The sequence below is a fragment of the Burkholderia humptydooensis genome (assembly GCF_001513745.1).
Taxonomy (GTDB): domain Bacteria; phylum Pseudomonadota; class Gammaproteobacteria; order Burkholderiales; family Burkholderiaceae; genus Burkholderia; species Burkholderia humptydooensis.
In genome coordinates this window covers 2,741,256-2,767,150 of sequence record NZ_CP013380.1, presented here as the reverse complement: position 1 = coordinate 2,767,150, position 25,895 = coordinate 2,741,256, and the positions used below count along the sequence as shown (strand labels likewise).

At 61.7% G+C, this 25,895-nt stretch carries 15 protein-coding genes and 3 pseudogenes; 16 read left to right on the top strand and 2 right to left on the bottom strand.

Annotation, left to right across the window (positions count from 1 at the left end):
• Positions 1-16 precede the first annotated feature (16 nt).
• The 8 genes and pseudogenes from AQ610_RS12355 (at position 17) to AQ610_RS12320 (ending at position 13,408) form a co-directional block, all read left to right on the top strand.
• Positions 17-1,939: an extracellular solute-binding protein gene (locus AQ610_RS12355; protein ID WP_080595021.1), complete on the top strand. Its 1,923-nt coding sequence runs from the start codon at positions 17-19 to the stop codon at positions 1,937-1,939.
• A 13-nt stretch (positions 1,940-1,952) separates the two neighbouring features.
• The gene (locus tag AQ610_RS12350; RefSeq protein WP_009916971.1) at positions 1,953-3,005 is read left to right on the top strand and encodes a microcin C ABC transporter permease YejB; all 1,053 of its coding nucleotides are present in this window, start codon (positions 1,953-1,955) and stop codon (positions 3,003-3,005) included.
• Positions 2,959-4,071: an ABC transporter permease gene (locus AQ610_RS12345; RefSeq protein ID WP_006026235.1), complete on the top strand. Its 1,113-nt coding sequence runs from the start codon at positions 2,959-2,961 to the stop codon at positions 4,069-4,071. The genes AQ610_RS12350 and AQ610_RS12345 overlap by 47 nt, the downstream gene beginning before the upstream one ends.
• Positions 4,071-5,714 carry an ABC transporter ATP-binding protein gene (locus tag AQ610_RS12340; RefSeq protein WP_043282525.1) on the top strand — a complete coding sequence of 548 codons (1,644 nt, stop codon included), beginning with the start codon at positions 4,071-4,073 and terminating at the stop codon, positions 5,712-5,714. The genes AQ610_RS12345 and AQ610_RS12340 overlap by 1 nt, the downstream gene beginning before the upstream one ends.
• Positions 5,707-7,158, top strand: coding sequence for a TldD/PmbA family protein (locus AQ610_RS12335; protein ID WP_043282526.1), 1,452 nt, complete (start codon positions 5,707-5,709; stop codon positions 7,156-7,158). Before AQ610_RS12340 ends, AQ610_RS12335 begins: the two co-directional genes overlap by 8 nt.
• Positions 7,158-8,519 (top strand): metallopeptidase TldD-related protein, encoded by a 1,362-nt coding sequence (locus AQ610_RS12330; RefSeq protein WP_009916973.1) that lies wholly within the window; start codon positions 7,158-7,160, stop codon positions 8,517-8,519. The genes AQ610_RS12335 and AQ610_RS12330 overlap by 1 nt, the downstream gene beginning before the upstream one ends.
• A 122-nt stretch (positions 8,520-8,641) precedes the next feature.
• Positions 8,642-11,759, top strand: a pseudogene (locus tag AQ610_RS12325) (efflux RND transporter permease subunit).
• Between the two features lie 140 nt (positions 11,760-11,899).
• Complete coding sequence (locus AQ610_RS12320; RefSeq protein ID WP_006026240.1) at positions 11,900-13,408, top strand: Fic family protein; 1,509 nt, start codon at positions 11,900-11,902, stop codon at positions 13,406-13,408.
• 510 nt (positions 13,409-13,918) lie between these two features.
• Here AQ610_RS12320 and AQ610_RS12315 read toward each other — a convergent pair.
• Positions 13,919-14,953 carry an IS110 family RNA-guided transposase gene (locus AQ610_RS12315; protein WP_009916975.1) on the bottom strand — a complete coding sequence of 345 codons (1,035 nt, stop codon included), beginning with the start codon at positions 14,951-14,953 and terminating at the stop codon, positions 13,919-13,921.
• A 129-nt stretch (positions 14,954-15,082) separates the two neighbouring features.
• On the opposite strand from AQ610_RS12315, the pseudogene AQ610_RS33460 reads away from it, so the two are divergent.
• Positions 15,083-15,406: pseudogene (locus AQ610_RS33460) on the top strand (IS3 family transposase); the annotation flags it as partial.
• Between the two features lie 169 nt (positions 15,407-15,575).
• On the opposite strand, the gene AQ610_RS12310 reads toward AQ610_RS33460, so the two are convergent.
• Complete coding sequence (locus tag AQ610_RS12310; protein ID WP_231748920.1) at positions 15,576-16,307, bottom strand: hypothetical protein; 732 nt, start codon at positions 16,305-16,307, stop codon at positions 15,576-15,578.
• Positions 16,308-16,381: 74 nt separating this feature from the next.
• Here AQ610_RS12310 and AQ610_RS33455 point away from each other — a divergent pair.
• The 7 genes and pseudogenes from AQ610_RS33455 to AQ610_RS33445 all read left to right on the top strand — a co-directional run.
• Positions 16,382-16,675 (top strand): annotated as a pseudogene (locus tag AQ610_RS33455) (transposase family protein); the annotation flags it as partial.
• A 113-nt stretch (positions 16,676-16,788) separates the two neighbouring features.
• Complete coding sequence (locus tag AQ610_RS12305; RefSeq protein ID WP_006026243.1) at positions 16,789-18,066, top strand: IS256 family transposase; 1,278 nt, start codon at positions 16,789-16,791, stop codon at positions 18,064-18,066.
• A gap of 330 nt (positions 18,067-18,396) precedes the next feature.
• A complete protein-coding gene (locus tag AQ610_RS36005; protein WP_144411946.1) occupies positions 18,397-18,993 on the top strand; it encodes a hypothetical protein in 597 nt (198 codons plus the stop codon).
• Positions 18,994-19,290: 297 nt separating this feature from the next.
• Positions 19,291-20,097: a TnsA endonuclease C-terminal domain-containing protein gene (locus AQ610_RS33450; protein ID WP_231748919.1), complete on the top strand. Its 807-nt coding sequence runs from the start codon at positions 19,291-19,293 to the stop codon at positions 20,095-20,097.
• Between the two features lie 30 nt (positions 20,098-20,127).
• The gene (locus tag AQ610_RS12300; protein WP_043282527.1) at positions 20,128-22,551 is read left to right on the top strand and encodes a helix-turn-helix transcriptional regulator; all 2,424 of its coding nucleotides are present in this window, start codon (positions 20,128-20,130) and stop codon (positions 22,549-22,551) included.
• Positions 22,552-22,560: 9 nt separating this feature from the next.
• A complete protein-coding gene (locus AQ610_RS12295; protein ID WP_006026245.1) occupies positions 22,561-24,102 on the top strand; it encodes an ATP-binding protein in 1,542 nt (513 codons plus the stop codon).
• 71 nt (positions 24,103-24,173) lie between these two features.
• On the top strand, positions 24,174-25,895 hold the full coding sequence (locus tag AQ610_RS33445) for a TnsD family Tn7-like transposition protein (RefSeq protein WP_158354529.1): 1,722 nt from the start codon (positions 24,174-24,176) through the stop codon (positions 25,893-25,895).

The window sequence follows — 25,895 nt, the reverse complement described above, 5'->3', positions numbered from 1 at the left end:
TCCGGACAGACTGACCATGAGACTGTTGAATGGGCGAAGGGCACGCGTGCCGCGCCACTCGCACCCGAAGCGCCCGTACGCGCGGATGCGTGCTGCCACGCGCGCCGCGTGGCTCGCGTGCGCCGCTTGGCTCGTGTCGGGCGGCGTCATGCCGCAGGCCGCGCTTGCCGTGCCGGCGATCTCGCAATACGACCACCCGAAGTATCCGCCGGGCTTCACGCATTTCGACTACGCGAATCCGGATGCGCCGGACAGCGGCACGCTCGATTTCGAAAACTACGACGAAGCGCAAAGCTACGACTCGCTGAACCCGTTCCTCGTGCGCGGCTCGCCTGCGCCGGACATCAAGAACCTGATGTTCGACACGCTGATGCAGCGCAGCTGGGACGAGCTCGCATCCGAATACGCGCTGATCGCCGATGACGTCGAGGTCGCGCCCGACGGGCTGTCGGCCACGTTCCACCTCGATCCGGCCGCACGCTTCTCGAACGGCGACCCGATCACCGCGGCCGACGTCAGGTATTCGTTCGATACGCTGACGAGCCCGCAGGCGTCGCCGCTCTTCAACGCGCAGTTCGCGATCATCCGGCGCGCGGTGGTCGTCGACGGCCGCACGGTGCGCTTCGAGTTCAAGCACGCGGAGCGCGACGCCGCGCTGATCGCGGGCGACCTGCCGGTGTTCTCGCCGAAGTGGGGGCAGCGTGCGGACGGCACGCGGCCGCCGTTCGACCAGATCGCGAACGTGCCGCCGATCGCGAGCGGCCCGTACCTGATCGAGCAGCGCAAGAACGACAAGCAGATCGTCTATGTGCGCAACCCGCGTTACTGGGCGGCGAACCTGCCGTCGCGGCGCGGGATGTTCCGCTTCGCGCGCGTGTCGTTCAAGCTGTACCTGGATCAGTACACGGCACTCGAGGCATTCAAGGCCGGCGACATCGACGCGCGCATGGAGTACAGCGCGACGCAGTGGGCGCGCAAGTACGTCGGCAAGAACTTCCGCAACGGCATGCTCGAGCGCGGCGAGTTTCCTGACGGCCCCGCGCAGATGCAGGGCTTCCTGATGAACATGCGCAAGCCGATGTTCCAGGACGTGCGGGTGCGCCATGCGCTTGCGCTGGCATTCGACTTCGACTGGATGAGCCGGATGATGTTTTACGGGCAGTATCGCCGTACCAACAGCTTCTGGGAGGCGAGCCCGTTCGCGGCATCCGGCACGCCGACGGAGAAGGAGCTTGCGCTGCTCGAACCGTTCCGCTCGACGCTGCCTCCGGAGGTGTTCGGCCCGATGGTCCGGCAGCCGTCGACGCTGCCGCCCGGCTCGTTGCGCGCGAACCTGAAGCAGGCGCGCGACCTGCTCGCGCAGGCCGGCTGGTTTTATCGCGACGGCGCGCTGCGCGACGCGAACGGCACGCCGATGACGATCGAGATCATCGACGACCAGCCCGGCATGGACCGCCTGATCCTGCCGTACACGCAGGCGCTCGCGATGCTCGGCATCCACGCATACCTGCGCGAGATCGACAGCGCGGTCTATCTGAAGCGGCTCGACAACTTCGAGTACGACATGACGACGTACATCTACCTGCCCGTGACGATCCCGGGCGCGGAGCTGACGCGCCGCTTCGGCAGTGCGGCCGCGTCCCAGCCGGGCTCCGAGAACTATCCGGGCGTGAAGTCGAAGGCCGTCGACGCGCTGATCCGCGCGGCGCTCGCCGCCGACACGCTCGACGATCTCGAGACGGCCACGCACGCGCTCGACCGCGTGCTGATCAACCTGTACGCGCTGATCCCGCAGTATTACCTGCCGAATGCGCGGATCGCGTACAAGGCGACGCTCGGCCACCCGGCGATCGTGCCGGACTCCTATCAATACGAGGACTGGATCATCGACTACTGGTACGTGAAGCATCCGGCGGCGAAACCCGCGCCGGCCGCCTGACGGGGGAACGACGATGCTGGCATACATACTCAGGCGGTTGCTGCTGATGGTCCCGACGCTGATCGGGGTGGTGACGATCACGTTCGCGGTCACGCAGTTCGTGCCGGGCGGCCCGGTCGAACAGGTGCTCGCGCAGTTGCGCCACGGCAGTGCGCGCGGCGGGGAGGCGGGCGGCGGAGGCGGCGGCTACCACGGCAGCCAGGGCGTCGACCCGCAGCAGATCGAGCAGATCCGCAAGCAGTTCGGCTTCGACAGGCCGCCGCTCGAACGCTACGTGCTGATGCTGAAGAGTTATGCGACGTTCGACCTCGGCCAGTCCTACTTCGCGCACCGCAGCGTGTGGGCGGTCATTCGCTCGAAGCTGCCGGTGTCGGTCACGCTCGGGATGTGGACGGTGATCCTCACGTACCTGGTGTCGGTGCCGCTCGGCATCGCGAAGGCGGTGCGCAACGGGTCGCGGTTCGATACCGTGACGAGCGTGCTCGTGCTGGCCGGCTACGCGGTGCCGGGCTTCGTGCTCGGCGTGCTGCTGCTGATGCTGTTCGGCGGCGGCACGTTCTGGCAGGTGTTCCCGATGCGCGGGCTTACGTCCGACAACTTCGACGACCTGACGCTGATCGGCAAGGCGCTCGACTATCTGTGGCACATCGTGATGCCGGTGACGGCGTCGGTCGTCGGCAACTTCGCGATCGTCACGATCCTCACCAAGAACACGTTCCTCGAGGAGATCGGCCGGCAATACGTGCTGACCGCCCGCGCGAAGGGTGCACCGGAGCGCGACGTGCTGTGGAAGCACGTGCTGCGCAACGCCGCGATCCCGCTGCTGACCGGGTTGCCGGCCGCGTTCGTCGGCGCATTCCTGAACGGCAACCTGCTGATCGAGACGCTGTTCTCGCTCGACGGCATGGGGCAACTGTCGTACGACTCGGTGATCCGCCGCGACTATCCGGTCGTGCTCGGCTCGCTGTTCCTGTTCACGCTGATCGGCCTGCTGACCAAACTCATCGCGGATATCTGCTATGTCCTCGTCGACCCCCGTATCCAGTTCGACCGCGTGGACCACTGACCAGGCATGCGCCGCGTGCGCGGCCTCGCCGTCGCCGTGGCGGCGCACGTGGTTGCGCTTTCGCGCGCAGCCGCTCGGCTACTGGAGCCTCGTGATCTTCACGGTGCTGTTCGCGCTCAGCCTGGGCGCGGACCTGCTGTCGAACGACCGGCCGCTGATCGTGCGCTACGACGGGCACTATTACTTCCCGATCGTGAAGGACTACCCGGAGACCGCGTTCGGCGGCGATTTTCCCGCGATGACCAACTATCTCGACCCGTACATCCGCACGAAACTCGAGTCGCACGGCAATTTCGCGATCTATCCGCCGAACCGCTATCGCTACGACACGATCGACTATTTCGCGTCGCGGCCGTATCCGGCGCCGCCGTCGGCCAGCAACTGGCTCGGCACCGACCAGTTCGGGCGCGACGTGCTCGCGCGGCTGCTCTACGGGTTCCGGCTGTCGGTGCTGATGGCGTTCGCGCTGACGGTATCGGGCGTGCTGGTCGGCGTGCTGACCGGCGCGCTGCAAGGCTTCTACGGCGGTCGTACCGACCTGGTCGGCCAGCGCCTGATCGAGATCTGGAGCGCGCTGCCCGACCTGTACCTGCTGATCATCTTCGCGTCGATCTTCACGCCGTCGCTGTGGCTGCTGTTCGTGCTGCTGTCGATGTTCGGCTGGCTCGTGCTGTCCGACTACGTCCGCGCCGAATTCCTGCGCAACCGCGCGCTCGACTACGTGAAAGCGGCGCGCACGATGGGGCTGACGAACGCACAGATCATCTGGCGCCACGTGCTGCCTAACAGCCTCACGCCGGTGATCACGTTCCTGCCGTTCCGGATGAGCGCGGCGATCCTGTCGCTGACGAGCCTCGATTTCCTGGGCCTCGGCGTGCCGCCGCCGACGCCGAGCCTCGGCGAGCTGCTGCAGGAGGGCAAGAACAACCTGGACGCGTGGTGGATCTCGATTGCGACGTTCGCGGCGCTGGTGGTGACGCTGCTGCTGCTCACCTTCATGGGCGATGCGCTGCGCAACGCGCTCGACACGCGCACGCGCGGCTCGGCGTTCGGCGGAGGGCGATGATGACGAGACCGTTGCTGCAGATCGACGGGTTTTCCGCGCATTTCGGCGCGAATGCGGCCGTCCAGGACCTGAGCCTGTCGATCGGCCGCGGCGAGCGCGTGGCGCTCGTCGGCGAATCGGGGTCGGGCAAGAGCGTGACCGCGCTGTCGATCCTCCGGCTCGCGCAGCAGGCGACGCTGTCGGGGCGGATGCTGTTCGACGGCGAGGATCTGCTCGCGAAGACCGAGCAGCAGATGCGCGGAATCCGCGGCGCCGATATCGCGATGGTGTTCCAGGAACCGATGACGGCGCTCAATCCGCTGTATACGATCGGCAAGCAGATCGCCGAGAGCCTGCGGCTGCACGAGGGGCTGCGCCCGGGCGACGCGCGCGAGCGCGGGATCGCGCTGCTGCGGCGTACCGGGATTCCCGAGCCGGAGCGGCGCATCGACAGTTTCCCGCACCAGCTGTCGGGCGGGCAGCGGCAACGCGCGATGATCGCGATGGCGCTCGCGTGCCGGCCACGGCTGCTGCTGGCCGACGAGCCGACCACCGCGCTCGACGTGACGGTGCGCCAGCAGATCGTCGACCTGCTGATCGAGTTGCAGGAGCGGGAGGCCGCCGCGCGCGGGATGGCCGTGCTGCTGATCACGCACGACCTGAACCTCGTGCGGCGCTTCGCGCAGCGCGTGGCCGTGATGGAGAAGGGCGTGCTGGTGGAGACCGGCACGACCGCCGACCTGTTCGCGGCGCCGCAGCATCCGTACACGCGCCGGCTGCTCGACAGTGCGCCGCAACGGGCGGTCGAGCCGGTCGCCGCCGGCGCGCAGACGATCCTCGACGTGCGGCAGCTCGCCGTCGACTACCGCATCGCGGCAAAGGGCTGGCGCTCGGTGCTCGGCAAGACGACGTTCCGCGCCGTGCACGACGTGCAGTTGAGCCTGAGGCGCGGCGAAACGCTCGGGATCGTCGGCGAGTCGGGTTCGGGGAAATCGACGCTCGCGTCGGCGGTGCTCGGCCTGCAGCGGCCGGCGTCGGGCGGGATCGAGATCGACGGCATGCCGCTCGCGTCGCTGCGCACGACGCAGGGCCGGCGCACGCTGTACGGGCGCATGCAGGTGGTGTTCCAGGATCCGTTCGGCTCGCTGTCGCCGCGCATGACGGTCGAGCAGATCGTCGGCGAAGGGCTGGGCGTGCACCGGCCGCAGGTGACCGGCGACGCGCGGCGGGCGCGGATCGCCGCGCTGCTGCAGGAGGTCGGGCTGCCTGCCGACGCGATGCTGCGCTATCCGCACGAGTTTTCCGGCGGGCAGCGGCAGCGGATCGCGATCGCGCGGGCGCTGGCGGTGGAGCCGGAACTGCTGGTGCTCGACGAGCCGACGAGCGCGCTCGACGTGTCGATCCAGAAGCAGGTGCTGAATCTGCTGACGAATCTGCAAAAGAAGTACAAACTCAGCTACCTGTTCATCACGCACGATCTGGCGGTGATGCGCGCGATGGCCCACCTGGTCATCGTGATGAAGGCGGGGCGCGTGGTCGAGGCGGGCGAGACGCTCGACGTGCTGCATGCGCCATCCCATCCGTATACGCGGGCGCTGCTCGCGTCGTCCATGCTGGCGCCGGCGCGCGTCCCGCAGCAGAGGCAAGAGAGAACCGATGATTGACGAGAACCGGGCGCCGGGCGCCCGAGCCGTGCAGGCGGCGCAGGCGTTGCGCAGCGGCGCCGATTTCTGGTCGCTGCGCATCGTCGACGAGACGATCGACGAACACGCGGTGCGCAACGACGTCGCGCAGCCGTTCTCGCGCACGCGCGAGCGCGGCGCGATGCTGATGGCCCGGGCCGGCACGGGCGCGGGCTACGCGGCGACGCCCGACCTGTCCCCTGCCGGGCTGCAGGCGGCGCTCGACGTCGCGACCGCGCGGGCACGGGCGAGCGCCCCGTGGGCGCTGGTCGATCATCGCGAGGCTGCGCGCCCGCAGGAGAGCGGCACGTATGCGTCGCCCGATGTCGACGCGGCACTGCCGTCGCGCGCGGAATGGATCGAGCGTCTCGCCCACGAATGCGCGGCCGCGAACCTCGGCGCGCGCATCGTCGAGCGCGCGGCGAGCGTGATGATCGTCAACACGGAGCAGCGTTACCTGACGAGCGACGGTGTCCGGATCGACCAGCGGTTCCGCTTCCTGATGCCCGAACTGCACGCCGTCGCCCACGGCGACGGCGACACGCAGACGCGCTCGCTCGGCCAATCGGGCACGCTGGCGCAGGGCGGCATCGACGTGCTGGCGCGCTACGGCTTCGACGGCGCCGGCGCGCGCATCGCCGACGAGGCGCTGCAGCTGCTCGCCGCGCCGAACTGCCCGACCGGCCGGCGCGACCTGCTGCTGATGCCCGACCAGATGATGCTGCAGATCCACGAGTCGATCGGGCATCCGCTCGAACTCGACCGGATCCTCGGCGACGAGCGCAACTTCGCCGGATCGAGCTTCGTCAGGCCGGAGATGGTCGGCCACTATCAGTACGGCTCGCCGCTGCTGAACGTCACGTTCGATCCCGAGCCGGCCGCCGAAGCCGCGTCCTACGCGTTCGACGACGACGGGACGCCGGCGCGCAAGCAGTACCTGATCCGCAACGGCGTGCTCGAACGGCTGCTCGGCGGGGCGCTGTCGCAGCAACGGGCGGGCCTGCCGGGTGTCGCAAACTCGCGTGCGTCGAGCTGGAACCGCGCGCCGATCGACCGGATGGCGAACCTGAACGTCGAACCCGGCGACCAGTCGCTCGATGCGCTGATCGCGGGCACCGAGCACGGAATCCTGATGCGCACCAACACGTCCTGGTCGATCGACGACCATCGCAACAAATTCCAGTTCGGTTGCGAATTCGGGCAACTGATCGAGAACGGCCGGCTCACGCAGGTCGTCAAGCGCCCGAACTACCGCGGCATCTCCGCCCAGTTCTGGCGCAGCCTGCGCGCGGTGGGCGACGCGGGCACGTTCGGCCTCTACGGCACGCCTTATTGCGGGAAGGGCGAGCCCGCGCAGATCATCCGGGTCGGCCACGCCGCGCCCGCCTGCGTGTTCGCCGGCGTCGACGTATTCGGAGGCGCGTGATGACGGGATTCGATCCGATGGCACGCCGCGCCGGAATCGACTGGCATGCGCATTTCACCCGGCTCGCCGACGAGGCCCGACGGCTGACGGCGCCGGCCGAAACCGTCCTGCTCGGTTTCTCCAGCGAAACGTCCGACTTCGTCCGCTTCAATGGCGGCAGGATCCGCCAGACCGGGCGCGTCACGCAGGGGCGATTGTCCGTGCGGCTCGTCGACGGGGCACGGCAAGCGCACTCGGCGCTGACCGTCTGCGGCGATGCGGCGGCCGACCTGCCCGAACTGGCGGCCGCGCTGGCCGTGCTGCGCGGCGGTCTGCGCGATGCACCGGACGATCCGCACCTGCTGTTCGATACCTCGTCGTGGCTGCAGGAAACGCGTCGTACCGGGCGCCTGCCGGATGCGGACGGGCTCGCGCGCGTCGTGGCCGAATGCGCGCGCGGGCTCGACTTCGTCGGCTTTTACGCGGGCGGCACGCTGGCGCGCGGCTTCGCGTCGTCGACCGGCAGCCGCGGCTGGTACGAGGTCGAGAACTTCAACTTCAGCTGGTCGCTGTACGACCCGAGCGGACGGGCAATCAAGACCGTCTATGCGGGCGACGACTGGCGCGATGCGGTGTTCGCCGCCCGCGTCGAGGCGGCCGCCGCGCGGCTGCCGGTGCTCGGCCGCACGCCGAAGGCGCTTGCGCCCGGGCGCTACCGCGCGTATTTCGCGCCGGACGCCGTTCACGAGATGACGAGCCTGCTCGGCTGGAGCGGCTATTCGGCGCGTGCGCTGGCGAGCGCCCGCAGCCCGCTGCATCGCCTGTATGCCGGCGAGGTCGCGCTCGATCCGCGCGTGTCGATCACCGAGGATTTCTCGCTGGGCATCGCGCCCGCGTTCAACGCGGACGGCTACCGGCGCGACAGCGTGCCGCTCGTCGTCGACGGGCGGGGCGCCGGGCAGCTCGTGTGCGCGCGCACCGCGCGCGAGCACGGGCTCGTGCCGAACGGCGCGGGCGACGACGAAACGCCGCAGTCTTTGTCGATCGCGGGCGGTACGCTCGCCGACGCCGATGTGCTCGCTGCGCTCGACACGGGGCTCTACGTCGGCAACCTCTGGTACCTGAACTTCTCGGACCCGATCGCCTGCCGGATGACGGGGATGACGCGCTTCGCGACGTTCTGGGTCGAAGGCGGGCAGATCGTCGCGCCGGTCGATGCAATGCGGTTCGACGACAGCTTCTACCGGCTGTTCGGCCCGGAGCTCGAACAGCTCGGCGCGACGCCGACGCTGCTCGCGAACGACAGCACGTACGGCGAGCGCGCGACCGGTGGCGCGAAGGTGCCGGACTTGCTCGCGCGATCGTTCGAGCTGACGCTTTAGCGCGATGACACCCTTGACCACGACGCGGCGTCACGCCGGTTCGACGTTCGGTTCGACGTTCGGCGCGCACGTCACGGCGGCACTGGCCGCCACGCTGCTTGCGATTCGCTGAGCGCGCGCCGATGCCGTCATTCTTCATCGACCGCCCCGTCTTCGCGTGGATCGTCGCGCTCGCGATCGTCGTCGCGGGCGTGCTGGCCATTCCGCAACTGCCGATCGCGCAGTATCCGCGCCTGGCGCCGCCGCGGGTCGTGATCACCGCGTCCTATCCGGGCGCGTCGACCGAGACGGTCGATGCCGACGTCGGCAGCGTCATCGAGGAAAGCCTCCACGGCGCCGACGGGCTGCTGTACTACGAGACGAGCAGCGACGGTCACGGCGACCTCGAGATCGACGTGACGTTTTCGCCCGGCACCGATCCGGACATCGCGCTCGTCGACGTCAACAACCGGTTGAAGCAGGTCGAGCCGCGGCTGCCGCAGCAGGTCGTCCAGCAGGGGATCGGCGTGTTCAAGGCGGCGAACACGTTCCTGATGCTCGTCACGCTGACGTCGACCGATGGCATGCGCGATTCCGCGCAGCTGGGCGATTACCTGAACCGCTACGTGCTGCGCGAGCTGATGCGCGCGCCGGGTGTCGGCGCGGCCGAGCTGTGGGATGCCGACGAGGCGCTGCGGGTCTGGCTCGACCCCGTCAAGCTGCGCGAATACGATCTCGGGGCCGACGACGTGATCGCGGCGATCAGCGCGCAGAACGCGACGGTCACGGCCGGCGCGATCGGCGACGCGCCGTTCGTGCCTGGCCAGCAGCTGACCGCGACGGTCGTGGTCAAGGGGCAGCTTGCGTCGCCCGAGGAGTTCGGCCGGATCGTGCTGAAGTCGAAGCAGGACGGTTCGGCGGTGCGCGTCGCCGATGTCGCGCGCGTCGAGATCGGCCGCGACGGTCGGCATCCAGCTCGGCCCGCGCGGCAACGCGCTCGAAACGTCGAATGCGATCCGCGCGCGGCTCACCGAGCTGTCGCGGACGCTGCCGCCGGGCGTCGCGGTCGAGATTCCGTTCGACGGCGCGCATTTCGTCAAGATCGCGATCCACGAAGTCTTGCTGACGCTCGTCGAGGCCGTCATGCTGGTGTTCTGCGTGATGTGGCTGTTCCTGCGCGACCTGCGCTACACGCTGGTGCCGACCGTCGTGATTCCGGTCGCGCTGATGGGCGCGTTCGTCGCGATGTGGGCATTCGGGCTGTCGATCAACGTGTTCACGATGTTCGGCCTCGTGCTGGCGATCGGCATCCTCGTCGGCGACGCGATCGTCGTCGTCGAAAGCGTGCATCGCGTGATGGAGGAGGGCGTGGCGCCGCGCGATGCCACGCGCCGGGCCATGAAGCGGATCGGCGGGGCGATCGTCGGCGTGACCGCGGTGCTCACGGCCGTATTCGTGCCGATGGCGTTTTTCCCGGGCAGTGTCGGCGGCATCTACCGGCAGTTCGCGGTGGCGATGATCGCGTCGATGCTGGTGTCGTCGTTCATGGCGCTGTCGCTCACGCCCGCGCTGTGCGCGAACCTGCTGAAGCCGGTCGCACGACACGACGGCGGAACTGGCCGGGCAAGGCGACGCGGCATCGGTGCACGCCTGGCCGACCGGTTCGGTGCGGCCTTCGCGCGCGCCGAATCGGGCTATCGCCGCATCGCGGTGTTTGCCGTGCGCCGCACCGGGATGGTCGTGGCCGTCTATGCGGCGCTCGTGATCGGATGCGGGCTGTTGTACTGGTTGATGCCGGGCGGCTTCCTGCCCACCGAGGACCAGGGGCAATTGCAGGTGATGATCCAGTTGCCGGCGGGCGCCACGCAGGCGCGTACGCTCGCGGTCGTCGAGCGTGTGGAGGCGATCCTGCGCGCGGAGCCGGCGATTGCGAACGTGACGAGCGTGATCGGCTGGAGTTTCGCGGGCAGCGGGCAGAACGTCGGGATGGCGTTCGTGGAGCTGAAGGACTGGGCGCAGCGCGACGTCGACGCGATGGCGCTGCGCGACCGGCTCAACGGGCGTTTCGGCGCAATCCTCGACGGCGACGTCGAGGCGGCGCTGCCGCCTTCGGTGCGCGGCATCGGGCATTCCGACGGATTCACTTTCCGGCTCGAGGATCGCGGCGGGGTCGGGCTCGACGTGCTGAAGGCGGCTCGCGCGCAGCTTGCCGTGCGCGCGAAGGCGGATCCGCGGCTCTCGGCCGTGCACTTCGAAGACCTGCCGGACGCGCCGCGCATCGAGCTCGATGTCGATCGCGCGAAGGCGTATGCGCTCGGTGTGCCGTTCGAGCGGATCGCAGGGCTCCTCGGCGGCACGTTCGGCTCGAACTACATCAACGATTTTCCGGCGTCGGGCCGGATGCGCCGCGTGATCATCGAGGCCGATCCGGCCGCGCGCGCGACTGACACGGCGCTGATGGCGCTGACGGTGCCGAACCGGACGGGCGACATGGTTCCGCTGTCCGCCATCGCCGCGCCGCACTGGACGATCGGCCCCGTGATGCTGAATCGCTACAACGGCTATCCGTCGCTCGACATCAGCGGCCGGGCGGCGACCGGCACGAGTTCGGGCGCGGCGATGGCGGAGATGGAGCGGCTGGCCGGTGCGTTGCCGGCCGGGATCGGCTACGACTGGGTCGACGCGGCGCGCGAGGAGCAGACCGCCGCGCGGCAAACGCCGCTTCTCGTTGCGCTGTCGGTGCTCGCGGTCTTCATGGCGCTTGCCGCGCTGTACGAGAGCTGGACGATCCCGTTGTCCGTGTTGACGATCGTGCCGCTCGGCATGGTTGGAGCGATTGCCGCGGCACTGGTGCGCGACATGCCGAACGACGTGTACTTCAAGGTCGGGATGATCACCGTGATCGGGCTGTCGGCGAAGAACGCGATACTGATCGTTCAGTACGCACAGGATCTCGTCGGGCACGGTTTGCCGGTGCGGCAGGCGGTGGTCGACGCGGCGGCCGCGCGTTTCCGGCCGATCGTGATGACGTCGATGGCGTTTCTGCTCGGCGTCGTGCCGCTGGTGCTCGCGACGGGTGCGGGCGCTGAAAGCCGTCGGTCGATCGGCACCGGCGCGTTCGGGGGCGTGCTGGCTGCGACTGTGTTCGGGCTCGTGTTCGCGCCGGTCGCGTTTCGTGTGGTCGCATCCGTGGGCCGGCGTGGCCGGCGCGTCGCGATGACGAGGCGCGATGCTCGTCAAACGGAGACGGTTGGGGAGTGATCCGGCGAGGCGGAATGAGGGACGATGATCGGGGTTTTCGGGGGTAAATAGCTATACTGAAGCGAAGATTTTTCGAGCGCTTAAGACAAGATCTCCTGAATGTGACAAAATCTCGAGCATCGTGAATAAATTTCGAGCCCATGTCCCAACTGGAGCCGGTCGGCTACGAACACCTCATCAGGACGCTGAGACTGCCGGTCCGGCCGCTCACGCATCCGTGTTTTATCAGTGGCTCGGTAAACCGACGGGTACCCGCGCACAACGGTTTCTGGTTTCCTCGCAGCGTTGCGCTCGAGGAGTCACTGGTTGGGCACCTTGAGTTCGCCCTGCGGCACGAAAGTGTGAACCTCGAGGTCATCGATGCCGTGTTCGAGCATCTGCAAGAGGGCGAACTGGCGCGCAGGCTTTCGGAGTCACCGAACGGCGCCCCTATTCGCCGGGCGTGCTTCCTGTGGGAATGGCTGACCGGAAATCAATTGTCGGTAGAAGTTGCGCCCACCGGCTCGTACGTCGACGCGCTTCCCGACGATGAGTATTTCACGGCCGGGCGCCCGACAAACAATCCGAAGTTTCGCGTGCGGGACAACCTCCCAGGCACGCCAGATTTCTGTCCACTCGTACGTCGCTCGGCCCTGCCGGAAAGCCCGACGCTGGATGGACTGCTCGACGAAGCGGCTGACGCTCTGGACCGTCTGACCGACCCCATGCTATATGCGCGGGCGGTGAATTACCTCTACCTGTCGGAAACACGCAGCAGCTTTGGCATTGAGCGTGAAAAGCCCAGCGCCGACAAAGCCGAGCGGTTTGTTCAATCGCTGGCACACGCCGGTGAAGAAAAACTGGTCACGGAGAACTGGCTGGTCGAGCTGCAAAACGTCATTGTGCGCGACGTCTTCAGCCAAGAGGCATCCTACCGTACGAAGCAGAACTGGCTGGTGGACGGGACGCAGCGGGTGACGTTTTTTCCGCCGCCTCCTGAAGACCTCCGGCGGGTCATGGCAGGCTGGGAACGCTTCGTGAATGAAGTCGGCCTTCGCTGCCCGGAGCCCTTGGTGAGAGCGGCCTGCGCCGCTTTTGGATTTGTCTATCTGCATCCCTTCCTGGATGGCAATGGGCGGATTCATCGGTTCCTGATCCATCATGTCCTCAATGGCTCGCGACGCTTGCGAGGCGGCGCCATTGTTCCAGTCTCGGCGGTCATTCTTCGCCACGAAGAGGACTACGCAAACGTCCTCAAGGGGTTTTCGGTGCCGACCACTCAATTATGGAACTACTTCATCGGCGATCCGGATCCAGTGGTCACACGACACCCGGGTAGCAGGCCGTATCGTTTCTTTGACGCTAGCCACGAAGTGCACTTTTTGCACGCGATGCTGGTGGAGGCCGTCCGGACAGAGCTGCCGAAGGAGCTGAGTTGGCTCGGTGGCTATGACGAGGCTTTCAGGCAACTGGACGCAGAGTTCGACCTGCCCCAATCCGACCTGTCGGCGCTAATTCGCATGGTGAAGTCCAACGGCGGAAAACTTTCTGCAAACAAACGCAAGCAATACTTCCATCTGCCTGACGAAGTCATTGCGCGAATCGAGGAAGTTGTCCGAGAGTCGTTTGGGAATAACAGTTTTCCACCAATGGACAATTCCGCTTCCTGAGCTTCCTGTGCGGGGCGGATAGTGAATGTCTCTCGAAACAAGCCCCCGATGATGAAGAAAAAATGACAAAATTTCGACAGATGTGAGCGTTTTTCGAGCGGAGCGGCAAAGTACAGTGTGAAGAAATAGTTTTTCGAGCGGAAACTCCGCAAGCAGTGCACGCGCTGGATACAGATTGAATTTGACATAATTGTATTGATCTTCAGAATTGGTTGTAGTGGCCAGATTGAAATGTCCGTACATGGACGCCCCCGGCTTGCCAAGCATTCAGTTCATGACGACATGAAGGTAGATTGCAACCGTACATTCGGACTTTGGTTGCGGCGATGCCGCTGTCCCTGATGGGTTCCGCTGGTCGGTTCCCCGTCGCTTTGGCGCACTCGCAAGTGCTTGGACATTTTCGGGTTCTACCGGCCACGGTCTGACCTGTTTGCCATCACGTCATGACTGCCTGAGCAATCGGTGGTTGGTTCTCCTGTTGTCCTTCCTGTACCGAATCGGCCGGACTGGTTACGCAGCCGCACCAGCGGATGGGTAACCGGCCAGGTACTCTCTGTCGTGCGCCCAGAGCGCCCATACAGTCCGGGCGATTTTGTTTGCCAACGCAACGGCGGCTACGTTGTGGTTACGGCGGCGAATCAGTTCGTGAACCCAGCCCTCGCAATTTCCTTTTCGTTTGGACGCGGAAATCACTGACCGCGCGCAGTGAATCAGCAATGTTCGCAAATAGGAATCGCCTCGCTTGCTGATGCCCAGCAGGTTTTGTTTCCCGCCACTCGAGTGCTGTCGCGGCACCAATCCGAGCCACGCCGCTAGCTGCCGCCCGTTCTCGAAGTGTTTGGCGTCACCGATGGTGGCCACCAGGGCGGTGGCCGTAACCGGGCCGATGCCAGGTATCTTTTCCAACTTTTTCGCCAGATCGCTATTGCGGTGCCACGCCTTGATTTGAACGTCGATCTCGGTCACTTGTTGGTGGAGCACCTTCAGATGGTCCATCAGGCGCAGAATCAGTTGACGGAACACGCCGGGCAAGTCGTTCGACGCATCTTCAATGACGTCGAATACCTGGGGCATATGAGCCATGCCCTGCGGGATCGAATATCCGTATTCGCCGAGCAATCCGCGGATTTGGTTTGCCTGCGCCGTACGGGCTCGAACGAACCCCTGCCGTGCGCGATGCAAGGCAAGCACCGCCTGCTGCTCGACGTTTTTCACGGGCACGAAGCGCATGTTCGGTCGTGTCACCGCTTCGGAAATCGCTTCGGCGTCGGCCGCATCATTCTTGTTTGTCTTGACATAGGGTTTGACAAACTGCGGTGCCATCAGTCTGACGACATGTCCCATGCTCTGCAGCTTGCGAGCCCAAAAATGCGCGCTGCTACAGGCTTCCATTCCGATCAGCGCTCGTGGGATGTTCGCGAAGAACGACGCCATCTGATCCCGTTTGATCTGCTTTCGTAGCACCACCCTGCCGTGCTCGTTGACGCCGTGAAGCTGGAAGACATTCTTTGCCAGATCGATGCCAATCACCGTAGCCGCCGTCATGATGGGAGCTCCTGTTCGTGGAAGTAAGTCACGCACAACTCCACTTTGGCACGACCGCGCCGTTTCGAGTGGGGGCGTCCATCCCATTGCTTTGGGGGGCGGAATTCTTGGGCTATCAGGAGATAGTCGATGTACTCGTACGATGACCGCATCCGAGCAGTCAAGCTCTACTTGAAGCTTGGAAAGCGCCTTACCGCAACCGTGCGTCAACTAGGCTATCCCACAACGAAATCACTCGAACGCTGGTCTCAGATGTCCGAGCGATGGCTGGACTTGCCGAGGGAACGTATCTGCCTGAGCCCGCGCTATTCGGCAGAAGAAAAAAAGGCGGCCACATACCACTATATGACCCATGGCCAGTGTCTGGCAGCAACGACAAAGGCTTTGGGGTATCCGAGACGCCGAACGCTCGTCGCCTGGCTCGACGACCTGCGTCCTGAGCGAAACAGGCGTCGCCGGATGTAACCGGAAACTGCACGAAAATCGAAGGAATCTCTGAGAGCGATTTCTGAGGTAGAAGGACCGAACGGTCTGGATCGCCATCCTCATCGAAAACTATAAATAGATTAATGAGGATGGCTAATTTAAATACGAAAATCTAAATCTAGAATATCATATTACTTTACAATTCCTCGATCACGTAAGGGGCGTGGCCAAACTCGAGATGGCGTTCATTCGCGAATTCATACATCCTGATATCACGCCTCCGCTTGAAGCTCGGGATAACGTCACTTAGTACATTCACATTGTAGACGATCGACGAACGTGCGGTCGGTAACGTTAGGTTGAGAACAGCATGGTACGTCGGCTGAATTTCGCCATCGGAAAGCTCGGTTAGAAGAGAACCAGATATCACAATGGCCTGGTCCTTCGCAATGTCAACTAGACATTCTTTGTCGCCCTGGAACAGAACGAGTCCCGGTGCATTCGGCTTGATTACCGTGATCAGGTGCCCGTCTTCGTGCTTACCCTGCAGGTAGCGGCTGTTACCGAGCCGGAGATCTTCACGATAATGGTTGAACTGCAGGTAGGAATCGTCGCGCGTTGGAATCTCATTCGGGTAACTGTAGTGCTTGCGAATTTCGTCGACTAGCTTTTGGCCATAGACAGAAACTTGCGTCTCGTAGCTCGCGATGCGCGAGTAGAACTCACTTCGACTAAACAAGTATTGTTGATGCGAGGTTTTGAACCGGTGCCAGTAGTTGAAGATCTCACACCGATCACGATTTTCTTTCCCAAGATGGGAGTAGCCGACCGGAAAGTAGCCGTCGGTTCGATCGACGAAGCAAAACTCCTGCTTATCGCGAAAGCCAACGCCCCCAGCCAACTGTTGAAGGGCCAAAAAATGGTTCATCGCAGGAAACCGTGGAGGGTTTGATGGCGATTGCGTAACCTGACGCCTGACTTTAAGGAGGTCAGGAGGCAGAATTGCTCGATCGCAAGGCACTTCAAGCACTGGGTTGCTGGACCGGCTATCGGTTAGAGGGGGTGGAATGGCCGGAAGGAGAAGGCCGTACGCTGTCGCTGTATTTGAAGCCGGTCAGCAAGGTCATGTACTGCGAACAGTGCGGTGCACGCTGCCAGCAGATTCATGAGACGACGGTTCGCCGGGTGCGCGATCTGCCACTGTTCGAGTACCGGGTGGTACTGCACGTCCCCCGCCGCCGAGTCTGGTGCGAACGCTGCGGCGGTCCGCGACTGGAGAAACTGGCGTGGCTGGGAGCTAATGTCGAATTTGGTGTACGGCGGGTGGTCGGCGGGAAATGAGAAGGCGGTGGCGGTTAGCTGAAAATGTTGCTTTCCACGGTAACACCCAGCAACCGAACTCCACCACCATGGCGAAACGTACGCAGGAAACAAACGGCAGTCAAGCAGCAACGGAAGTGAAGGGCCTGCCCGGTCTGGACGACCTGATCCAGCAGGGCGCGCGGCAGATTATCCAGCAGGCGATCGAGGCGGAATTGGCGGCATTGCTCGAGCAGTATTCGAACGTGAAAACGCTGGACGGACGGCGCGCGATCGTGCGCAACGGCTATCTGCCCGAACGCGAGGTCGTCACGGCAGTCGGGCCCGTGCCGGTTCAGGTGCCCAAGGTGCGTGACCGTTCGGGCTCGGGCGTGAAGTTCAACTCGAACATCGTGCCGCCCTACGTGCGCAAGTCGCCCCGGGTGAGCGCGGCGCTGCCGTGGCTTTACCTGCGCGGTGTTTCCACCGGCGACATGAGCGAAGCGTTCAGCGTGCTGCTCGGCGAACAAGCCAAAGGCCTCTCGCCCAATGTCGTGGTGCGCCTGAAGGCGCAATGGGCCGACGAGTTCGAGCGATGGAACAAACGCGACCTGTCGGGCTCGCGCTGGGTCTACTGGTGGGCTGATGGCATTCACACCGGCGCGCGCAGCGAAGACTCCGATGGCCAGTGCCTGCTGGTGATCATCGGCGTGAAGCCGGACGGGAGCAAGGAGCGCGTGGCGCTCGCCGACGGCTATCGCGAATCGAAGGATTCGTGGCGTGACCTGTTGCTGGACCTGAAGGCACGCGGGCTGCAGGCCGGCCCGCTGCTGGCTACTGGCGACGGCGCGATGGGCCTGTGGGCGGCGCTTGAAGAAGTGTTCCCGCAGACCAGGCAACAACGCTGCTGGTTCCACAAGATCGGCAACGTGCTCAACGCTCTGCCGAAATCGCAGCACGGCCGCGCCAAGGCTGCCCTGTCTGAAATCTGGAATGCGGCAACGCGAGCCGAGGCCATCGTCGCGTTCAACCAGTTCGTTGCGACGTATTCGGCCAAATATCCCAAGGCCGCTGAGAAGGTCACGAAGGACCGCGACGAGTTGCTCGCGTTCTACGACTTTCCAGCTGAACACTGGCAGCATCTGCGAACGACCAACCCGATCGAATCGACGTTTGCGACGGTACGTCATCGCACAACGCGTACGCGCAACTGTCTGTCGCGCGCGACCTTCCTTGGTCTGGCATTCAAGCTGATCGAATCGGCTGAACAGTCGTGGCGCCGTATCCGCGGCGTGGACAAGATCGAACAGCTCATGAAGGGCATTCCCTTCAAGGATGGTACCCCGGTGATCGAAAGCACACCGGCTCAGCAACCGCTCGCCGCCTGATCATGCCGCCGACTGCTGATACACCAGATTTGACAACTGCTCGATGAAGTATCGGCGATACACCAAAAGATCTGCGCCAGGTTCGGCGTGTATGTCGGTGCGGAAGTGGTGTCAGATGTCAAGCGATCCCCGATGATGCGACTACCGAGTCCCGCACACACTCCATTTCCGGAAGCGCCAAAGCAGGCGTTCCCCGATGATGACGCACCGGACGATCAAGGCCTTCCGCCCGCGGGACAGCATGTGGCGTGCAGCGACTATGAACCGCGAATTGTTCTATTCCTCAGTGGACCCGACTCATCTATACGAAGAGAACGGCTCCAACTTCGCTTGGCCGAACTTGCCACCGGATGTCGTCACGCGCTTGTGATGTTCCGCAGGCCGGACGACCTGGGCGCCCAGCTCCGCGCCGCGATCGGGACCGCAACGCAGCACGCTCAATTTGCAGAGCGGTCGATCTTTATTGGTATTGACGGAATCGACCAGCGACTCACATCGCCAAGTTCCGTCGCGTCTCAGCTGGCAATGTTAGTAAATATTGGAGCGACAATCATCTGCGCCGTCGATGGCAGATATAGCGACGCTCATTTGCTGACGCTTCATCTTCGCACCCTTGGTATCGCGGTGGTTCGGGAGAGTCTGCGCTCACCTTCCGTAACGGAAATTAGCGTAACTCCGGGAAGTTTTCCCGTCGCCCACACTCCGGCGCTGACTGCTTACGTATCTCGAAAGCAGGCTGAATCATTGACGCAAAGCGCCGTCGCCGAATGCACAGTGCCTGACAAGCAGCCGAAATTGAAGCGATGCCGCCTCGGTGAAGGTGCCGTGCGTTTTGCTTTCGCAGAGTTCGAGCGCGCAGAGTATGCGCGTGCATATCGGAATGAGTTTGCCGTGAATCGTCTCCTGCGCGAATGGCTAACTCCGTAGGCAGAAGCGAATCGTCGCGGCACCGAACCGCCAAAGCATCCCGTTGCGGGTTACACGGGTAGGCTTGCACCTCTATGAGGGACGGTGCTCAGACACAAGCGCGGTGCTAGTCCGATCGCTCGCGCAGTTCATCGTGCGTTGAGTGTCGGCTCATTGCAAATTCATATGAATGTGGTTCTGGCCGAGGTGACATCGATATAAGAAATTTGTTACGCAAATAAAATAAGAGTTTTTGTGCTGAGGTCAATTCCATGTAAATCTCATTGGAGGTTGATTATGACTACGCGAACTCTGAGAATGCACAAAACGACGCTTGCACGAAAGCTTGCCGAGCAGGAAAGGGCGAATAAGACTGGTAGTTATGCTCGGTGGTATCACACAAGAGATATGCCGGGATCGGGCATTAAGACCCGGCTGGTATGCGAAAAGGGCGCTGCAGGCGAGTTGCATCTGATGTCTGAGGCTGAGCATGCTGCATTTCTGGAGGCATGGTGGCGCTCTGATGTCGTCACGATATTTGACCAGTACGCTCTCGACAGGAAGAAAACACGACGAGCGGCTGCGGCGCTGAATCTTGACCATCCCGCATACGGCGGTACCAGTGAACCAGCGGTACTCAGTACGGATCTGGTTCTTATCACCCGAAGGGGAAATTTGTATGGTCGCGAAGCATGGTCAGTCAAGTCGACTGCTCTAGGTGGAACCGCTTCGCTGACACGCTCGCAGGAAATCGAGCGCAAGACATGGGAGGACGAGGGAGCCACCTACAAGGCCGTGACGGCACATGGCATGCACGCGAACCGGTCAAAGAATTTGGCTTGGATATTTCGGGCGGCAAATGAGACGGTGGGGCGAGATTTGGATGGCGAAGAGATGAAAGCTAGGCGAGCCATCGAACGCTCCATTCGTCAACGTCGACCAGTGTCCGTGATAGACGCCTGCCGAGATGTCGAGCGATTACTTGGTTTGCCGGCTGGTTCAGGGATTAGAGCGTTTCGGCAACTGGCAGGAGAGAAGCGCATTCGATTCGACCTAAATATTGCGGACCCGCTCCAGCTCCGTCTCGACGACGTTTGGTGTTGCCCAGTGCGTAAGGCGCGCTGAGACAACGTATCAGTGATATTGGAGGTGAGCATGCTAAAGAAAGCGACATGGCCGACGCAATTAGCAGTCGGAGATGTGCTTAAGGAGCTTAACGGAAGCCGCATATATATCGTTCTAAAGACCGGCGCAGGACAACGATGGACCCATCTCATCGACATTGAGCATGAGGCGAAATCGGCGGCGAACCGCCGTGCTCAGCCGTTCAAGCTCAAGACCGACGAGGTGCTGCTCAGACTGTCGCCGAACGTGGAAGCCGAGCTTGCTCTCAAAAAACTCGAAGCGTTACCGATTAACGTCTCCGAACGACGGCGTCTCCCATCGTTTGTCCACTCGCGGCGCGCGGAAATATACCGGAAGATAGCTCGCGACCCCACGACTTCGAAGGGATGGGGAATTATCACTGGGTTGCTAACCTTTGACCAGCCACTCGGAAAAGATGGCTCGCCAGCACCCCCGTCTATCTATGGCGATGCCTTTGAGGAATTGCTCCATCGTGCAACGCGAGCCAAGCGCATCAAACGCTTTTGCCAATTCGCCGGAATTTCAGAATCCACTGTTTACCGCACCTTTCGACGATTCTGTCAACAGGGGATGACACCTGCTGCGGCATCGGATGACTATGACCGCTGTGGCGGACGGGGTAAACCGCGCATTTGGAAGAATCATCCGGGGAGAAAAGCCGCGAGAAGAACCCTCAGTGCGTCTGCCAGAACCGAGGAGGTAACGAATCTGCTCGCGTTCGCTGCCGACTACTACTTTTCAGCAGAATATACAAGAGGCAAGCGATCCCGAAAAACGCTGGATATTGCATTGGGCTGGGTAAGAGCCACGTTCCTCCGCGACAGGGTCGTGTACAACGAAAAGAAGGAAATGGTCGAACTTAAACTGAATGGACGCATCGTTCTCACGCGTCGGCAGCTTCAGTACTATATCTACCAGAATTACACATACGAAGAGCGACGTATTCGCGAAGTTGGACTGAGAACGTATCTACTTCATGAGCGCCCGCTGACCGGACATCTTAGAAATTCGCGTGGCCCCGGCGAGAAGTATCATATCGACGCGACGAAAATGGATATTTATCTTGTCGGTCGAATTTTGCGAACCAGGGTAATCGGAAGGCCCACACTTTATTTAGTCATTGATGACTGGTCTGCAATGGTTGTAGGTTTTTATGTGACCTTTGATCCGCCCAGTTGGAACGGCGCCATGATGGCGCTTGTCAATGCGATAACTCCGAAGGTGGCATTCTGCCACTCGCTTGGGGTGGAAATTACCGAGAGCCAATGGCCATCGCATCGTCTGTGTGCGGTACTTTACGGTGACCAAGGAGAAGTGAGCAGCGTTCACAAGGCGCATCCGCTCATCATGGTGTTTCGGGTTGAACTCCAGAATCCGCCAGCGTATCGGCCGGACTTGCGCGCAGTGATGGAGCGGCGCTTTCGCCTCATTCCCGCGATTTGGAATTCACTGTTGCCGGGTATTGTTGAGAAAGACTCTTTTGAGCGCGGTTCCGAACACCCCGCATATCATGCGGCGCTGAACATCGAGGAGATCCGGCGGGTCGTTCTCTTTGCCGTATTGAGCTACAACCGACGGATTATCCGCGGCTATCCGACGCCGCCTGAGATGGTGGAGGGGGGATACGCGCCGACGCCGTTGAATCTGTGGACCTATGGCACGGAAGTCAATGGTTGCGGAAGGCATGTCGATGTCGCGGATTTCCGCTCGAAGGTGATGTCCACCGCGACGGTGCCGATCGATGCATACGGCATTCTTCACAATGGTCTGCATTACGCGTGCCCCGGGCTGTCGCTTCTTGAACGGCAGGCCATGTATCGCAGCAAGAGGAAGGCGGACACTTCCGTTGAAATCTGTTACGACTCGGCTGATAGCAGCAGCATCGAACTCCTCGGGCTGGGCGCGCCGATCTCGTGTCCGTTGATCGAGGGCGAACGGGATAACTTCACCGGCCTGACCGAGCAGGAACTGGCGATATATAGGGAGCTTAATGTGACGAACGTTGGCATGGCCGTGGAAGAAGAAGAGTCGCACCGTGCCATGACCACATACAACATTGCGAAGGTCGGCCGAGACGCCGTAGCAGAGACCAAAGCGGCGTTGGTTGCCTCGGGAATGACCCGGCTCGATATCTCCCGCATGGATGAAAGTCGCCAGATGGAGCGGCGCGTTGAAGAACGCACGCGAATCGCGCCCGGTGCAACGGGAAAGCGATCCAGAGGGGATCGCAACGCCAGAGTGGCCTTGAGTAGAGGGGCGGCGGGTATGCCGGCAACTCCCGTCGCTGAGCAAGGCGAGATTTACGACGGAGAAGGCGACGTCATCAAGGACCCCGCCTGCAACAGGGGAGCGTCCGCTAGTGAGAATGTTCAGTCCACGAGAGAGCTCCGGGAGCAACGCGCCCGTGAGTTGCTTGAATCGATTGAGGAATAGGAGCACAACGTGAGTGCCACGACCTTACGAAAGAAGACGACAACGGATCGAATACACGCCTGGCAGACGCCGGTGAGGCAATGCGAGCGGGCTGTGGAGGCGCAATACTATCAAGGTGACCTGCCGCAGGAGTACAAGGACCACCCGCTTATTACCGTATTGGGACCGTTGTGGGATAGTAAATCGATTATGCGTGCGCTCGGCGTTCCAGTCGCCTACTCTGCGGCGGAACGCTCGCGATCTGAGGAATATCGCCTGAATATAATTGGTCGTCTGTCTCGTTTGGTAGTTCCGTTGCCTGCTCATCTTGAAATTACCAGTATTGTGCAATTGATCATACGTCAACACTACGTTAATGAGCGAGTGTCCGATGGCAGCGACCTGGAATTTTTCGAAAGATACAAATGTGCGCAGAACGGCACGCTTGTCGCCATGTATCCACACAAGCAGTCTCATGCATATTGTGCTGGAATTTTTGGACTGTCAGGATCCGGAAAAACTACTGCGTTAGAAGCGGCATTGAGGTTGCTGCCGCAAGTGGTCCACCATAGTAGGTATGGCATCAATCAGGTAGTGTGGATCAAGATTGACTGCCCTCCTAGCGCAAGCCTAAAGGACACTATCAAGCTGCTGTTGCTCAAGTATGATGACTTGCTTGGCACGGACTATTTGAGCGAACTTCGTACCGGCGCGACAGTGGCAGATTACGCGAACAAACTGCATCGCGTTTCGCGCCGCCACTACACTGGGCTCATTGTGCTCGATGAGATCCAGAATGCACTGCATGCGGTGGTAAGGAACGATCCGCTTTTCGAATTTTTTGTCAATCTCGCCAACGTTGGAATACCGGTCATCGTGAGTGGGACGCCAAAGGCCGCCGGGCTCTTTCGCAAGACTCTGCGGTCCGTGCGACGCGTCACCAGTTTGGGTGTGATCAACTGGAACGGCATGAAAGATGCGCGGGACTGGAGTCGTTTCTGTGATCAGTTGGAGAAATACCAATGGCTGGCGAACGCGGCCCCACTGTCTGCAAGCGTTCGCCGGTATCTATATACGCTAACGCTAGGACTGCCGGGAATTGCAATCCCCCTCTACCAGCTCGCCCAGTACAACGCGATTTACACCGGTGTCGAGACACTTTCGAGACAGATTCTCCGCGATACATTTGACGAGAAGATGGGATATTTGAGGCCGCTCCTGGCTGCGATCCGTTCTGGAGATAAGGCCCGAATGGTTCAATACGATGATCTACTGGGTGACATGGTCAAGGATGTGAAGGAATCCATGGAGTCGGAAGCGCAGCGCCACAAGTATCAACTGACTGCGATGGAACACGACAAAGCGGAGTTTGCTATCGACGCCACGTCAAGATTACTGTTGCTTGGTGTTCCTGAGGGCATCGCGCTTTCGCTTGTCGACGAGGTGCAGAAGGAGTTCCCTTCCGCATCGAGTGAGGAGTTGAGTGGCGAAGCGGCAAGACGCTACTACGGAAAGAAGTTGCAGCGAACCTCGATAAGGCAGTGTGAAAGGAAGAGGGAAACGGCGCGATAGGACACACGTGATATTTGTGGCGGCCTGGTAGCCGGGACAAGCAAAAACGGCATATGGAAGCGGAGGGGAGGATGGCAATTGCGTTAAGACGGCCATATGCCGACGAATTGCTGGGTACGCTCATCGTCGAATATCTGGCGGACGAAAAGGTTGCTCACCGTAAGCGATTCTTGCGATCATTGCTTGGTTGCCAGGTGACGTCGCTTGTGGCGATGCCGGGGGGACTGCAAAGACTCAGCGACCAGACGTCCGACTATTGGAGCATGACGGCGACGGAAATCGCGCAAAAATTGACGTTAATGCCGTATTACGTCGCTAGCAGTTCGCCTCGCATTTCGCTGAATGTTCTCACGACCATGACTCAGTATTCTGGCCGAATTCGGAACCGGAGTGGGCTTGGATTCGGGCGTTATTCAACCCCGGAAACACTCCGGTACTGTCGACAATGCGTCCGAAGCGATATGGAAAATGGACATAAGCCCTACTTCAGGAGGGTTCATCAACTACCAGGCGTCGCTGTGTGCGCGAAGCATATGACGTTGCTGACTAACTCAGATCTTCGTGTATCTACACTCCATGTTGATGGTGCGAGCAGGCTAGCCAATGCTTTTAATGACGGCGCGACGATTGCGCTCGATTTGATGGAACCATCGAGAATGGAGGCAATTGTCGGGGTGACGAGGAAGTCTGAAGAAGTACTGATGCATGCTGCGCCTTCGGTTTTTTTCAATATGCGCGTTCGATATAGGCATAGCCTTGAAGAGAGGGGCTACACGTATCGCAGCGGGAATTGCCGGCTGGACGAGTTGTCAGCCAACATAGTCGAGCATTTTGGGGAGTCCTATCTTCGTTGGCTTGGCCTGTTCAGAACTGGGCAAGAGGCGCGTGACTGGCTTGTGCCGCTGATCTGTCAGGGGCAAGCCGCCGCGCCGACTATCGCACACGTGCTCTTGCAGCAGTTCTTCAATTCAACGAACGTAAACAAGTGCCGTCTTTCGGGGAAATTTACTATCGAATGCCCCTGTAATGCACTGGAACGTGACGCGGGGGCATTTCGTGGGGACATTGAGTGGCAAGGCGATACTCACGGCAACGCCAAATGTATCTGTGGGACCAGATTTGGCTTCCATCTGCACGGACAGGTGTCGATGGTTGATCGGATTTGGCGATACGGAAAGTGCTATCGGGACTATGCCGTCAGGCAGAAGGAAAAAGGACGGTGTGTTCAAGAGATAGCGGTCGAACTGGGCGTTAGTACGATGACTGTACGGAGATTTTGCAGAAGTGCCTCCTCAGAGTCCAGTCATCAACCACTATCTCGTACCGCCTCTGAAGTCTTGCGGTGCCGCCAGGAATGGCTCAAAGCGGTAGAAAGTTGCGGTTCCTTGACATTGGCCCGCCGGATGGCCAGAAAAACCTATCGAGCGCTTCTCAGGTACGACCGGAAATGGCTCGATGGCCGCTGCACAAATGTTGCAAGTTCGTTTTTGCAAAGAGTCGACTGGCCGTTTCGCGACAGCACGTACGTAACTATATTGCGAGAAAGTGCGGAGGCGATTCGTTCAGAAAATCCACCGAGGTGGGTAAGCGCAATCAGCATATTGATGGTCTCAAATGTGCCAAGGGGCACAAGGAATCAACTGGAGAAACTTCCAAAGTGCCGTGCGCTACTCAAGGAGGTTGTTGAGACGCGGCGGCAATTTCGCGAGCGGACGAAGCGTGCCAACTCCGTAGAAGTGCGACCCAATGATGCGGCTCTTTCGAGTCGAATGATTAACGCCGGGGAGCAATAA

Bases quoted from the DNA above. Each gene is read 5' to 3' on its own strand.
- AQ610_RS12355 (WP_080595021.1), top strand. From the start codon at position 17: ATGAGACTGTTGAATGGGCGAAGGGCACGCGTGCCGCGCCACTCGCAC.
- AQ610_RS12330 (WP_009916973.1), top strand. From the start codon at position 7,158: ATGACGGGATTCGATCCGATGGCACGCCGCGCCGGAATCGACTGGCAT.
- AQ610_RS12335 (WP_043282526.1), top strand. From the start codon at position 5,707: ATGATTGACGAGAACCGGGCGCCGGGCGCCCGAGCCGTGCAGGCGGCG.
- AQ610_RS12315 (WP_009916975.1), bottom strand. From the start codon at position 14,953: ATGACGGCGGCTACGGTGATTGGCATCGATCTGGCAAAGAATGTCTTC.
- AQ610_RS12305 (WP_006026243.1), top strand. From the start codon at position 16,789: ATGGCGAAACGTACGCAGGAAACAAACGGCAGTCAAGCAGCAACGGAA.
- AQ610_RS33445 (WP_158354529.1), top strand. From the start codon at position 24,174: ATGGCAATTGCGTTAAGACGGCCATATGCCGACGAATTGCTGGGTACG.
- AQ610_RS12320 (WP_006026240.1), top strand. From the start codon at position 11,900: ATGTCCCAACTGGAGCCGGTCGGCTACGAACACCTCATCAGGACGCTG.
- AQ610_RS12300 (WP_043282527.1), top strand. From the start codon at position 20,128: ATGCTAAAGAAAGCGACATGGCCGACGCAATTAGCAGTCGGAGATGTG.
- AQ610_RS12340 (WP_043282525.1), top strand. From the start codon at position 4,071: ATGACGAGACCGTTGCTGCAGATCGACGGGTTTTCCGCGCATTTCGGC.
- AQ610_RS12350 (WP_009916971.1), top strand. From the start codon at position 1,953: ATGCTGGCATACATACTCAGGCGGTTGCTGCTGATGGTCCCGACGCTG.
- AQ610_RS33450 (WP_231748919.1), top strand. From the start codon at position 19,291: ATGCACAAAACGACGCTTGCACGAAAGCTTGCCGAGCAGGAAAGGGCG.
- AQ610_RS12345 (WP_006026235.1), top strand. From the start codon at position 2,959: ATGTCCTCGTCGACCCCCGTATCCAGTTCGACCGCGTGGACCACTGAC.
- AQ610_RS12310 (WP_231748920.1), bottom strand. From the start codon at position 16,307: ATGAACCATTTTTTGGCCCTTCAACAGTTGGCTGGGGGCGTTGGCTTT.